The organism is Gluconacetobacter entanii (assembly GCF_013155425.1).
GTDB lineage: Bacteria > Pseudomonadota > Alphaproteobacteria > Acetobacterales > Acetobacteraceae > Novacetimonas > Novacetimonas entanii.
This window is the reverse complement of the sequence record NZ_JABJWD010000050.1, coordinates 1-12,685: the sequence shown is the minus strand read 5'-3', so window position 1 is coordinate 12,685 and position 12,685 is coordinate 1. Positions and strand designations below refer to the sequence as shown.

Below are 12,685 nucleotides of genomic sequence, written 5' to 3'. Positions count from 1 at the left end.
CCCCACGCCGGACACCCCCACGCCCCCCAAGGCGGAGGAACCGTCCCCCGATGCGCTGAAGGTCCCGCCGCAGCCGCAGTCGGTGCCCGCGCCCGCAAGCGCGCCGGTGCCGCCGTCGCCGCAGCCGGAGGAGAACGCCCCGCCAAAGGTGCAGGAATTCTCCCACATCACGCAGCCCAACGAGACGAAGAAATCCGTCCCGGATACACACTCGCTGCTGGCGACGCTGGATTCCTTCCGCGCCGACCAGAAGCAGACCCATCCGCCCAAGGCGCGTGCCAATCCCGCGCAGGGTGGCGCGCCCGATGGTGGCGGGACGCCTGACGGAGATATTACCCAGTCCATGAGCGCTGCCGACCAGAAGGGGATCGGCAACGCCGTGCGGCGCTGTTATTCCGAAGATACGGCCGCGCGTAATTACGCGCAGTTCGTGGCGCATCTTGTGGTCACGGTGGACGCCACGGGCACGGCCCGCATCGTGGAGTTCGCGCCGCAGACGCAGGCCCGCATGGACAGTGACCCGTCCTATCGCGCGCTGGCCGAGCGGGCGCGCGACGCGGTGCTGAGCCCGACCTGCGCCAAGCTGCCGATTCCCAAGAACCTGCTGGGCCAGACCCGACAGCTGAAATTCGTATTTCGTCCGTAAAACGGGACGAGACCGAGGAGACGATTGAGATGAGTCCAAGTGTAAAGCCACTTATCCCCGATGCGGATGCCGATCGCCTGGCCGCCGCATTCGGTCGCCGCGGCGTGATGGGGGCGGGGATCGCGGGGGGGCTGCTTGCGACGCCGCTGTTCGCGCCCTCTGGCGCCGCCCATGCGCAATCGGCGCCGGATGCGGAAATTACCGTGGACCAGGCCCGTACCGCGCCGATCCCCATCGTGATCCCGTCGCTGGGCAATGGCATGGGACAGCAGATTACCGATGTCATTTCCGCCGACCTTGGCAATTGCGGCCTGTTCCGTCCCATTTCGGCCTCCATGCCGGCGGGCCGCCCCGACTTCGCGACGTACAAGACGATGGGCGCGCGTGCGATGGTGACGGGCAAGGCGGAAGACCGCGGCTCCTCCATCCGCGTGGAATTCCGCCTGTGGGACGTGACCACCGGCAGCCAGATCCAGGGCACCGCCTATACCGCGTCCAGCCAGGACTGGAGGCGGATCGCGCATGTCATTGCGGACGTGATCTATACGCGCCTGCTGGGGGAGAAGGGGTATTTCAACTCCCGCATCGCCTATGTCGCGATGTCGGGTCCGCGTTCGCACCAGACGCGCCGCCTTGCGATCATGGACCAGGATGGCGCCGACAGCCGTTACCTGACCAGCGGGCAGTGGGACACGATCACCCCGCGCTTCAACCCGGCGAACAGCGAACTCGCCTTCATGTCCTACATCAACAACCGCCCGCGCGTGTACCTGTTCAACCTCAATACGGGGCAGCAGCGGGTGCTGGGCGAATTCTCGGGCATGTCGTTCGCGCCGCGTTTCAGCCCGCGTGGCGATGCGGTCATCCTGTCGGTGACACGCGGCAGCGGGTCCGACCTGTATACGGTGGACCTGGCAAGCATGTCGCGCCACCAGATCACGGCGTCGGGTGCAATTGACACCAGCCCGTGTTACAGTCCGGACGGATCACAGATCGTCTTCAACTCCGACCGTGGCGGTTCGCCGCAGCTTTATATCATGCCGGCCAGTGGCGGGGATGCGAAGCGCATTTCCTATGGCCATGGCCATTACGGGTCGCCCGTATGGTCGCCGCGCGGTGACCTGATCGCATTTTCGCGTATCGCCAACGGTTCCTTCTCCCTTGGCGTCATGGCGCCCGACGGGACGGGGGAACGTATCCTGACGCAGGGCTTTACAGTGGAAAGCCCGACTTTCTGCCCGAATGGCCGGGTCCTTGCCTTCTGCCGCCAAAGCGCCGCCCATGCGGGGGGTGCGGGGTTCAGCTCCGGCATCAGCAGCATCGACATTACCGGCTTCCACGAGCGTATCCTGCCGGTCGGCATGTCGTCCGACCCGACATGGTCGCCCCTGAACCAGTAAAAGGAGACATTTTTACAACACTCGACGGGTACAATATCGTGCAGCGTTTCGTCTGGTGAAGGTCCGATATGTGTTGGCTTCAACTTGACGATCGTGGGCCCGATGAAGTATTAACCCCGCAGGTCTCCAGCGTTCGCGGGTCTCTGTTTACGTTTGTTGGCAGGGCAAAACGAGACTCGGGACCAGCAGAATTTGTACCCGGAAATTTAACAAGTGGTTTCCATCATCAGAGAAACCAATCCAGGATCAAAAGTAATGAGACTGAAGCTTCTTGGCGCCGCTGGCATGGCTCTTTTCCTCGCCGCCTGCTCCGATCACACGAACAAGGCCGCCAACACCGGCGCCGCAACCCAGCAGCAGACCGGCCCCGTCCCGGGCAGCGAAGCCGACCTGGTTGCCAATGCCGGTGACCGCGTGTTCTTCGAACTGAACCAGAACACCCTGTCCGCCGATGCGAAGGCGACGCTGGACCGTCAGGCCGCGTGGCTGGCGAAGTATCCGCAGGTCAACATCCAGATCGCCGGTAACTGCGACGATCGCGGGACCGAGGAATACAACCTCGCGCTGGGTCAGCGTCGTGCGAACGCCGCCCATGACTACCTGGTGGCCAAGGGTGTCGCGGCTTCGCGCATCACGACCATCTCCTACGGCAAGGACCGTCCGACCGCCCCCGGCGATGACGAGGCTTCCTGGTCGCAGAACCGCAACGCGATTTCCGCGGTGCAGTAAGGTTTCCTTTCCCATCATGGGAAATGGAGGTTTTAACGGAACCGGTCGGGTGCTTATCACCCGGCCGGTTTTGTTTTAGGTATATGCCTGTTCCACCCGGCGCCTGATGCATGCCGGCAAGATACAAGCTCTCAAGAAGGGGGATCTCATCCATGCGGTCTGTTGTGTCCAGCTTTGTCCACGCGGGGCGGCGGCCGCTGCGAACGGGGCTTCTTGGGATGGCGCTTGGGCTTGTGGCCCTGCATGGCCCGGCGGTGGCGCGGAGTACTTCCGATGACAATGGCAACCTTGTGCTGCAACTGCTGGACCGCGTGAATACGCTGGAGGAGCAGACGCGTGACATGCGCGGGCAGATCGACCAGTTGAACAATCAGGTGCAGCAGCAGAACGCCACGCTGAGCAAGCAGATCGCGGATATGAATTTCGCGATGCAGAACGGCCATGGCGGTGCGTCCGGCGCGGGTGCTGTCGCAGGGGCCGCTGCCGGCGGGGCCGCAGCAGGCGTATCGGCGCCTCTGGCCTCCGCCGATGAGGCAGCCCCGGCGAAGCGCACGGCGGCCGATATCCTCAAGGAAGGGAATGCGGCGCTGCTGCGGCAGGATTACACGGCGGCGCAGGCGGATGCGCAGCAGGTGCTGTCCGGCCCCAAAAGCCCGCGGCAGGTCGATGCGCAGTACCTGCTGGCGCAGTCGCTGGCGGGTCAGAAGCAGTACCGGCAGTCGGCGCTGGCTTATTACGATACCTATAACCGTTCCCCCCATGGCGCGCGCGCGCCAAGCGCCCTGCTGGGGGTGGCGGCGACGCTGGTGGCGCTGGGCGACAAGGCGTCGGCCTGTCAGGCGCTGGACAAGCTGTCGAATGAATTTCCCGAACCTGAAGCCCGTATCCGCAGTGCGGAAGGTGTCTATCGCAAGAAGGCGAAGTGCAGCAGTTGAACACCTGCTGTAAAACGACCAATCAATAATGAATAAAAGTTTCTGGATGCCGCCTTTTTTAAAAAGGCGGCGTTCTTTTGAAGGTTTTTGGAAAAATCTTCGCCAGAAACATCTGAATGATTTTTGCAATGGCCATGGACAGACTGGATGAGGCCACCATACGCATGAAGGCGGCAGATGGCGGGCGGGTCATCGGGGATGCCGAATTCGCGCGCTGCATGCAGGCGCTGGGGCCATGGCTGCCGGATGGGCCTGATGCGGTGCCGGTTGCGATCGCGGTGTCCGGCGGGGCCGACAGCCTTGCGCTGGCGCTGCTGGCGCGTCGGTGGCGGCGGGCGGTGGTCGGACTGGTCGTGGATCACGGGTTGCGCGCGGAATCGGCGCAGGAGGCGGTGCAGACGGTGCATTGCCTCACGGCGCTTGGCATCCCGGCGCGCCTGCTGCGACTGGAGGGGCTGTCGCGCGGGCCGCGCATGGCCGAACGTGCGCGGCACATGCGCTACCGGGCGCTGGTTGAGGCATGTCGTGAACTGGGCAGCCTCGACCTGCTGCTTGGCCATCATGGGGGGGATCAGGCGGAAACCGTGCTGATGCGCCAGCGCGCCGGAAGTGGTCCCGACGGACTCGCCGCGATGGCGCAGGCGGTTGCGGGCACGGACGTGCGGTTCGTCCGGCCATTGCTGGGTGTCGGAAAGGCCGACCTGTACGCCACCGTGCGCCATGCCGGCCTGGATTGGGTGGAGGACCCGTCCAATGCCGACCTGCGCACCGAACGCGCCCGGGCGCGGCGTGCGCTGTCGGACGATGCCCGGTTGCGGCGCATGTCTCTTGAGACGGCGGATCTGTCGGGGGCGCAGCGCATGGCGCGTGATGCGTGCGATGCGCAATGGCTTGCGGCCCATGCCCGGTTCGATGCCGGGGGATGGGTCGTCCTGCCCCGTGCGCTGCCGCCCGCACGGGTGCTGTCCGCCCTGGTCCGTACTGTCTCCGGCCATGAATATCCACCCTCCCCCGGTGGTGTCGCCGCCCTGTGTGCCGCGCCGCGTGCGGCGACGCTGGGCGGGGCATGCCTGCTGGTCCATGGGGGGGGATGGCTGCTGGCGCGGGAGGAAGCGGCGATGCAGGGACATGTTCCTGCCCGTGCGGGTGTGCGCTGGGACGGGCGTTTTGTGCTGTGCGGGGCGGGGGACGTGCAACTGTCGCGCGGGTTGTGCGTCGGTGCTGCCGGGGCGGTGGCTGCATGGTGGCCGCGCGAACGGGGGCGGCCCGGGGTGCCCGCGCGGGTGCTGCGCACGCTGCCCGCGCTGCACCGGGACGGGCGGGTGGTGGCGGTGCCGCATATGGGGGTGTTCGCCCCCGGCATGGAACGGGGATGGCGTTTTGCCTTTGCCCCCCCGTCACCTGCGACGGTGCTTGCCAGATTCGGGCCGTCAGGGCAGATTCATCGCCCGGTTTGACAGAAAGGTCTGTCATGGGGGGTGTGAATATGCCTTGATCGTCCTATGTAAGAAAGACGTAAACAGGAACTTGGTGTCTGTCAGTCGGCCTGCCCCGGTGGGCCCACGAGGGCGTCAGCACATGGAACAGTGGGCAAGATGAATAATTTCGGCCGGAACCTGGCCCTGTGGGTAATCATCATTGTGCTGCTGCTGCTGCTGTTCAACGTTTTCCAGCCGGGAAGCGCGCAGCACGCATCGCAGCAGTTGGCGTATTCGGACTTCATCGGTGACGTGAACACCGGGCATGTGCGGTCTGTCGTGGTGCAGGACCACACGATTACCGGCACCCTGACCGATGGGACGTCGTTCGATACCTATGCGCCGCAGGATCCGACATTGATCTCGCGCCTGACGGAAAAGGGCGTCGAAGTCGTGGCAAAGCCGATCGACAGCGACACCAATCCGTTCCTGCGCTACCTGATCAATTACGCACCGCTGCTGCTGATGGTGGGGGCATGGATCTTCATCATGCGCCAGATGCAGTCCGGCAGCGGGCGCGCGATGGGCTTTGGCAAGTCGCGGGCGCGGATGCTGACGGAAAAGCAGGGGCGCGTCACGTTTGACGATGTCGCCGGCATTGATGAGGCCAAGGGCGAACTGCAGGAAATCGTGGACTTCCTGCGTGATCCGCAGAAGTTCACCCGTCTGGGCGGCAAGATCCCCAAGGGCGTGCTGCTTGTCGGCCCGCCCGGCACCGGCAAGACGCTGCTGGCCCGTGCCATCGCGGGGGAGGCGAACGTCCCGTTCTTCACCATCTCCGGCTCGGACTTTGTTGAAATGTTCGTCGGTGTCGGCGCATCGCGTGTGCGCGACATGTTCGAGCAGGGCAAGAAGGCCGCGCCGTGCATCATCTTCATCGACGAAATCGACGCCGTGGGCCGCCATCGTGGCGCGGGCCTTGGCGGCGGCAATGACGAGCGCGAGCAGACGCTCAACCAGATGCTCGTGGAGATGGACGGCTTCGACAGCAATGAGGGCGTGATCCTGATTGCCGCGACCAACCGCCCCGACGTCCTTGACCCCGCGCTGCTGCGTCCCGGCCGCTTCGACCGTCAGGTCGTGGTGCCCAACCCCGACGTGGCAGGGCGCGAGAAGATCCTGCGCGTGCATATGCGCAAGGTTCCGCTGGCGTCCGATGTCGATCCCAAGGTGATCGCGCGCGGCACGCCGGGCTTCTCCGGCGCGGACCTCGCCAACCTCGTGAACGAGGCCGCGCTGATGGCGGCGCGCCTGGGCAAGCGCACGGTGGCGATGCTGGAGTTCGAGAACGCCAAGGACAAGGTCATGATGGGGGCGGAGCGCCGTTCGCTGGTCATGACCGATGACGAGAAGAAGATGACCGCCTATCACGAGGGCGGGCATGCGCTGGTCGGCATCCTTACGCCCGGGTCGGACCCGGTGCACAAGGCGACGATCATCCCGCGTGGCCGTGCGCTGGGCATGGTCATGAGCCTGCCGGAAAAGGACCGTTATTCCGAAAGCCGGTCGTGGTGCATCGGCAAGCTGACGCTGGCGATGGGTGGCCGCGCGGCGGAGGAAATCATCTTTGGCCCGGACAACGTCTCCACCGGGGCGTCGGGCGATATCAAGATGGCGACCGATGTTGCCCGCCGCATGGTCACCGAATGGGGCATGAGCGAAAAGCTTGGCATGGTGGCCTATGGCGGCAACGGGCAGGAGGTCTTCCTTGGCCACAGTGTCACGCAGAACAAGAACGTGTCGGAGGAAACCGCGCGTGAGATCGACAACGAGGTGCGCAGCCTGATTGATGCGGCCTACCTCAAGGCGCGGACGCTGCTGCTGGAACATATCGACCAGTTGCATCGCCTGGGCGAGGCGCTGCTGGAATATGAAACCCTGACGGGCGAGGAAATCCGCCAGGTCCTGCGCGGCGAGAAGATCACCCGTGTTGTGGTGGATGACCCGATGCCTGAAAACCGCCGTCCGTCGGTTCCGCCGTCGGCCCCCACGGGGTCGCTGCCGGGGCCTGCGGCGGGGCCGGATGTCGGGCCCGCGCCCCAGCCGGGCTGACGCCTCGGTGCGGTTTCATTGACGGATGAAGATGGCGGAAGAACCACATGCGTTCTTCCGCCATTCTGTTTTCAGGGGACTGTTTGAAAAGCTGTCCCCAGCAACATGCTGAAAATCATAAAAGTTTTTGGGTGTCGCCTTTTTTCAAAAAGGCGACGTCTTTCGAAGCTTTTTGCAAAAAGCTTCACCAAGAACTTTTATGATTTCCTCTCAGATGCGGCATACGGGACGATAGATGACGGACGACGACAGGCTTCTCGAACCGCTCGGACTGCTGTCGGGGCAGGCGGCGGCGGATGCGGTGCGCCTTGGCATGGCGCGCTGGCTGTGTGGGGGGCCGGTTGCCTTTTCGCTGGCGCGGTTGTGGCGGGGGTATCGTGACACGGGACTTGTGCCCGTGGGGGCGATCCCGCCGGGGTGGGAGGATGTGCTGGCGCGGGTCTGTGCGCCCCTTGGGGCTGCGGGCCTGCCGGACGGGGCGCGGGTCATGGGCATCGTCAACGCCACCCCCGACAGCTTCAGTGATGGCGGACGGCACCTGGCGGCGGATCGCGCCCTTGTCACGGCGGCGGACATGCTGGCGCAGGGGGCGACGGTGATTGATATCGGCGGCGAAAGCACCCGCCCGGGCGCGGCCCGCGTGACCCCGGGGCAGGAATGGGAGCGGATCGCCCCGGTCATCGCCGCCCTGCGCAATGACGCGCGGACGCGCGGTGCGGTGATTTCCATCGATACGCGCCATGCGTCCGTCATGGAACGCGCGCTGGCGGCGGGGGCGGATGCGGTCAACGACGTCTCCGCCCTGATGCACGACCCTGCGGCGGTGGCGGTCGTGGCGCGCGCGGGATGCCCGGTCATGCTGATGCACATGCGCGGCACGCCGGAGACGATGAACGACCATGCGACCTATGCCGATGTCGCGGTGGATGTCGTGCGCGAACTGCGCGACCGGGTGGACCACGCCGTGGCGGCGGGGGTGGCGCGCGATCGCATCATGGTCGATCCGGGGATCGGCTTTGCCAAGACGGCGGCGCAGAACATGGAACTTCTTGCCCGGTTGCCGTTACTGGCCAATCTGGGGTGCCGTGTGGTGCTGGGTGTATCGCGCAAGCGGTTCGTGGGGCAGGTGACCGGTATTGCCGACGCCGCGCTGCGTGATCCGGGCAGCATGGCCGCCAGCCTGCCCGGACTGGTGTTTGCGAACACGATCCTGCGGGTTCACGATGTCGGGGTCATGATGCAGGGCCTGAAGATATGGCAGGGACTGGATTGCGCGCGGCAGGTAAGGTAGGTCCATGCACACCAGTTCAAGCAGCCCGGGGATGGCGCAGGCATGACGAAGACAAGACGACTGTTCGGGACCGACGGGATTCGGGGTACCGCCAACCAGGACCCGATGACGGTTGAGATCGCACAGAAACTGGGTCAGGCCGCCGGTCTGCGTTTCATTCAGGGAACGCATCGCCACAGTGTGCTGCTGGGCAAGGATACGCGCCTGTCGGGCTATATGATCGAATGTGCGCTGGTCTCCGGCTTCCTGTCGGCGGGGATGGATGTCACGCTGGTCGGTCCCATGCCCACGCCCGCGATCGCCATGCTGACGCGGTCGCTGCGCGCGGACCTCGGGGTCATGATTTCCGCCTCGCACAATCCCTATGGTGACAATGGCATCAAGCTGTTCGGTCCCGACGGGTTCAAGCTGTCCGACGAGGTCGAGGCCGAGATCGAGGAGACCATGCGCTCCGACCTCAGCGGACGCCTGGCCGCCCCGGACCAGATCGGCCGGGCCTCGCGCCTCAACGACGCGGCGGGGCGGTATATCGAAAGCGCGAAGTCGTCCTTCCCGCGTGGCCTGCGGCTGGATGGGCTGCGTATCGTCATCGACTGCGCCAATGGCGCGGCCTATCGCGTCGCGCCCACTGCGCTGTGGGAACTGGGGGCGGAGGTCATCCGCATCGGCTGCGACCCCGATGGCATCAACATCAACGAGGGCTGTGGCTCCACCCGGCCGGAGGCGCTGTGCAACGCGGTCACGCGGCACCGTGCCGATATCGGCATCGCGCTGGACGGGGATGCGGACCGGGTGCTGATCGCGGATGAGAAGGGACGCCTGATCGACGGGGACCAGATCCTCGCCCTGATCGCGCGGTCATGGGTGAAGCAGGGGCGTCTGGCGGGACGGCAGATCGTGGCCACCGTGATGTCGAACATGGGGCTGGAGCGGTTCCTGTCCGAACAGGGGCTGGACCTGATCCGCACCGCCGTGGGCGACCGCTATGTCGTGGAGAAGATGCGCGAACTTGGCGCGAACCTCGGCGGGGAGCAGTCGGGGCACATGCTGCTGTCGGATTTCGCCACCACGGGCGACGGCCTTGTCGCCGCCCTGCAGGTGCTGGCGGTGCTGGTGGAGGAAGGCCGTCCGGCAAGCGAGGTCTGCCGCATGTTCACGCCCTATCCGCAACTGCTGCGCAATGTGCGCTTTGCCGGGCGCAGTCCCCTGCTGGATCCCGCCATTGCCGAGGCGCGCCGCGCGGCGGAAGCGCGCCTGGGTGAACGTGGGCGTCTGGTGCTGCGTGAAAGCGGGACCGAACCCCTGATCCGCGTGATGGTGGAGGCGGAGGATGAACAGCTTGTCCGGCAGGTGGTCGATGACATGTGCGCCGCCATCACCGCCGTGCAGATGATGGCCTGACGATGCGCGGGCGTATCCTTGTCATTGCCGGCAGCGACAGTGGCGGCGGCGCGGGCATACAGGCCGACATCAAGGCGATCACCGCGCTGGGCGGTTTCGCGATGACGGCCATTACCGCCCTGACCGCGCAGGACACGCGTGGCGTGCATGACGTCTTTCCCGTCCCGCCGGATTTCGTCACCGCGCAGATGCGCTGCGTGATGGACGATATTGGCGTCGATGCCTTCAAGAGCGGGATGCTCGGCCGTAGCGAAGTCATCGGTGCGGTGGCCGACATGATCGCCACCCGTCCCGGTGTGCCCTATGTGCTGGACTCGGTCATGGTGGCGAAGGGCGGGGCGTCGCTGCTGCGGCAGGAGGCGGTGGCGGCGCTGAAGTCAAGGCTGCTGCCGCTGGCGACGCTGCTGACCCCCAACCTGCCGGAAGCGGAGGTCCTGCTGGGGCGGCCGGTACGTGCGCATGGCGACATGCGGCAGGCGGCGCTGGACCTGCGCGACATGGGTGCGCATGCGGTGCTGCTGAAGGGGGGGCACCTGCCGGGGGACGAACTGGTGGATGTGTTCGTGGATTCGGACGGAACGGTGCAAAGCTTTACGTCCACGCGTGTCCGGACGGTCCATACCCATGGCACGGGATGCACGCTGGCCAGCGCGATCGCGGCGGGACTGGGGCAGGGGATGGCCCTGCCTGCGGCCATCGACCGGGCGCGGGCCTACCTTTACCGCGCCATTGTGGCCGCGCCGGGCTATGGCCATGGGGCGGGGCCGGTCAATCATGCGGTAGACATCACGACATAGTGATGTGGGGCATGCGCCGCGCGCCATGCCCCGGGCGGGACAGGACGGGCGACCTGCCTTGGGCACATCCCGCGTGCCCCCCTGGTTTCATGAACGGGGACTCGATGCAAGACCCGTGGGAACGGGTCTGTAACCCGCGGTTACATGCCATTTTCCCATGGGCATGCAGGCAAGGACACGGCGCCACCTATGGCTGTGCCGGACGCGCAGGCCTGCCATCATTTTCGCAGGATGACACGCGGAACGTGTCATTTTTGAGGCACGGCCAGATGGCGGTTTTGCATGCAATAAATAAATGAATTCCTGTTTTCATTGAGAATCCGCGATGGCCTGTGGACTCATCTATAAACATATAGGATTATATTCCCGCATTGAATGAGTGTGTCACCGCTTATTCACAACCTAAAGATTGTTTCATGAAAAAAATACACCTATAGGTAGTAACACATATTAACGAAAATATTGGTGGTCGATATGCGTGTTTTGCTGGTTGAACCGGACAGAGCCATGATGGGGAAGGAAGCCAGCCAGTTTCAGGCGGTTGGGTTCATGGTCGATCATGCGGTTTCGGGTCATGATGCGATTGCGATGCTGAAACTGTATGATTACGACATTGCGGTTGTGGAACTTGGCCTGCCGGACATGGAAGGTCACGATGTCGTCCGGCGCTGCCGCGCGGCGCGGATTGCCACCCCGGTCCTGATCCTGTCCGCACAGGACAGTGCGCAGGCGAAGGTGAAGGCCTTTTCCATCGGGGCGGACGATTATGTGACCCGTCCCTATGACCCGATGGAACTGACGGCGCGCATGCAGGCGGTCATCCGCCGGTCGAAAGGCTATAGCGAGCCGACATTGCAGGCAGGTTCGCTGCGGCTTTCCCTCGACAGTCGTGACGTGTCGGTCAACGGGCGGTCCGTCCACCTGACGGGCAAGGAATACATGATCCTCGAACTGCTGCTGCTGCGTAAGGGCATGGTCCTGACGAAGGATGCGTTCCTCAACCACCTGTATGGCGGGATGGACGAGCCCGAGATGAAGATCATCGACGTCTTCGTCTGCAAGCTGCGCAAGAAACTGCAGAAGGCGGGCGGTGAAAACCTGATCACGACGGTCTGGGGGCAGGGATACATGCTCAAGGACGACGCGGTCGCAACGATTCCCATGCCCGCCGCGGGCAAGGGAGACATCGCGCCCCATGTCGCGGCGCAGGCGACGTCACATGGCGTCGGTGGCGGTTCCGTGGCCTGAACACAACGCGCATCGCCTGTCGGTCGGCATTGCCCCCTGCCGTTTGACGGGCACCGGGAATGACCCGTCATGAGGTTCCTCATGGCGGGTTTTTCGTATCCGCGCATCATGGCGCGGTACGGGTGGATCCACAAAAAAAGTGCGGGGCCATATGCTGGCCCCGCAAGTTGTAAAGTGATGATTCGATATGCGATGCCCCCATCGCCCTTTTGATATCGCATGGGTCGCCTCACCCCGGACATGAGATAGATCAAAGTCGATGAAAAATAATGTATCGATGCCCCGGGATATGTCATGACGCAGCGGGAACGTGATATTTTCATCCGATGAACCATGCGCCATGTCCTGCATGGCATCCTGTTCGCCTTTGCCAGCGTTTCGGATCGGGAATATGAACAGGATGGAACAAGGGGTATGTGGATGAAAACCAAGATCAGGACGAATTGGAATCTGTTGGCGGTCCCGGCATTCATGGCCGTGGCCTGCCTGTCGCTTTCGGGGTGTGAAAGCGTGCGCGACCAGATTGCCGATCGCGAAAACAGCCTGGCCGCCGCAGGGTTTGTCGCGCGTCCGGCGAATACGCCGCAGCGTCTGGAGATGTTGCAGAAACTGCCGCCGAACCGTTTCCTGCAGAAGCCGTTTGGCGATCATGTCCTGTATATCTATTCCGACCCCAAGGTCTGCAACTGCCTGTATGTCGGCAACCAG

Annotated in this window: 9 protein-coding genes and 2 pseudogenes; all 11 read left to right on the top strand. The window is 64.3% G+C overall.

Annotation, left to right across the window (positions count from 1 at the left end; genetic code table 11):
* Window positions 1-646, top strand: a pseudogene (locus HNH97_RS09250) (energy transducer TonB); the annotation flags it as partial.
* A 29-nt stretch (window positions 647-675) separates the two neighbouring features.
* Entirely contained in the window at window positions 676-2,046 is a 1,371-nt protein-coding gene (gene tolB / locus HNH97_RS09245) for a Tol-Pal system beta propeller repeat protein TolB (RefSeq protein ID WP_110913899.1), read from the top strand.
* Window positions 2,047-2,301: 255 nt separating this feature from the next.
* The gene (gene pal, locus HNH97_RS09240; RefSeq protein ID WP_110094364.1) at window positions 2,302-2,775 is read left to right on the top strand and encodes a peptidoglycan-associated lipoprotein Pal; all 474 of its coding nucleotides are present in this window, start codon (window positions 2,302-2,304) and stop codon (window positions 2,773-2,775) included.
* A 152-nt stretch (window positions 2,776-2,927) separates the two neighbouring features.
* Window positions 2,928-3,710: a tol-pal system YbgF family protein gene (locus HNH97_RS09235; protein ID WP_171790688.1), complete on the top strand. Its 783-nt coding sequence runs from the start codon at window positions 2,928-2,930 to the stop codon at window positions 3,708-3,710.
* A gap of 134 nt (window positions 3,711-3,844) precedes the next feature.
* Window positions 3,845-5,167, top strand: a complete 1,323-nt coding sequence (gene tilS, locus HNH97_RS09230) for a tRNA lysidine(34) synthetase TilS (RefSeq protein WP_244949381.1) — start codon at window positions 3,845-3,847, stop codon at window positions 5,165-5,167.
* Window positions 5,168-5,305: 138 nt separating this feature from the next.
* Entirely contained in the window at window positions 5,306-7,240 is a 1,935-nt protein-coding gene (gene ftsH, locus HNH97_RS09225; protein ID WP_171790687.1) for an ATP-dependent zinc metalloprotease FtsH, read from the top strand.
* A gap of 235 nt (window positions 7,241-7,475) precedes the next feature.
* Window positions 7,476-8,531 carry a dihydropteroate synthase gene (folP, locus tag HNH97_RS09220; protein WP_171790686.1) on the top strand — a complete coding sequence of 352 codons (1,056 nt, stop codon included), beginning with the start codon at window positions 7,476-7,478 and terminating at the stop codon, window positions 8,529-8,531.
* 42 nt (window positions 8,532-8,573) lie between these two features.
* Window positions 8,574-9,932: a phosphoglucosamine mutase gene (gene glmM / locus HNH97_RS09215; RefSeq protein WP_110913903.1), complete on the top strand. Its 1,359-nt coding sequence runs from the start codon at window positions 8,574-8,576 to the stop codon at window positions 9,930-9,932.
* A 2-nt stretch (window positions 9,933-9,934) separates the two neighbouring features.
* Complete coding sequence (thiD, locus tag HNH97_RS09210; RefSeq protein WP_171790685.1) at window positions 9,935-10,729, top strand: bifunctional hydroxymethylpyrimidine kinase/phosphomethylpyrimidine kinase; 795 nt, start codon at window positions 9,935-9,937, stop codon at window positions 10,727-10,729.
* Between the two features lie 474 nt (window positions 10,730-11,203).
* Complete coding sequence (locus HNH97_RS09205; protein WP_171790689.1) at window positions 11,204-11,977, top strand: response regulator transcription factor; 774 nt, start codon at window positions 11,204-11,206, stop codon at window positions 11,975-11,977.
* Window positions 11,978-12,397: 420 nt separating this feature from the next.
* Window positions 12,398-12,685: pseudogene (locus HNH97_RS09200) on the top strand (hypothetical protein); the annotation flags it as partial.

Excerpts from the sequence above, each read along its gene's own strand:
- HNH97_RS09205 (WP_171790689.1), top strand. The coding sequence starts at position 11,204 with ATGCGTGTTTTGCTGGTTGAACCGGACAGAGCCATGATGGGGAAGGAA.
- tilS (WP_244949381.1), top strand. The coding sequence starts at position 3,845 with ATGGACAGACTGGATGAGGCCACCATACGCATGAAGGCGGCAGATGGC.
- folP (WP_171790686.1), top strand. The coding sequence starts at position 7,476 with ATGACGGACGACGACAGGCTTCTCGAACCGCTCGGACTGCTGTCGGGG.
- ftsH (WP_171790687.1), top strand. The coding sequence starts at position 5,306 with ATGAATAATTTCGGCCGGAACCTGGCCCTGTGGGTAATCATCATTGTG.
- pal (WP_110094364.1), top strand. The coding sequence starts at position 2,302 with ATGAGACTGAAGCTTCTTGGCGCCGCTGGCATGGCTCTTTTCCTCGCC.
- thiD (WP_171790685.1), top strand. The coding sequence starts at position 9,935 with ATGCGCGGGCGTATCCTTGTCATTGCCGGCAGCGACAGTGGCGGCGGC.
- HNH97_RS09235 (WP_171790688.1), top strand. The coding sequence starts at position 2,928 with ATGCGGTCTGTTGTGTCCAGCTTTGTCCACGCGGGGCGGCGGCCGCTG.
- glmM (WP_110913903.1), top strand. The coding sequence starts at position 8,574 with ATGACGAAGACAAGACGACTGTTCGGGACCGACGGGATTCGGGGTACC.
- tolB (WP_110913899.1), top strand. The coding sequence starts at position 676 with ATGAGTCCAAGTGTAAAGCCACTTATCCCCGATGCGGATGCCGATCGC.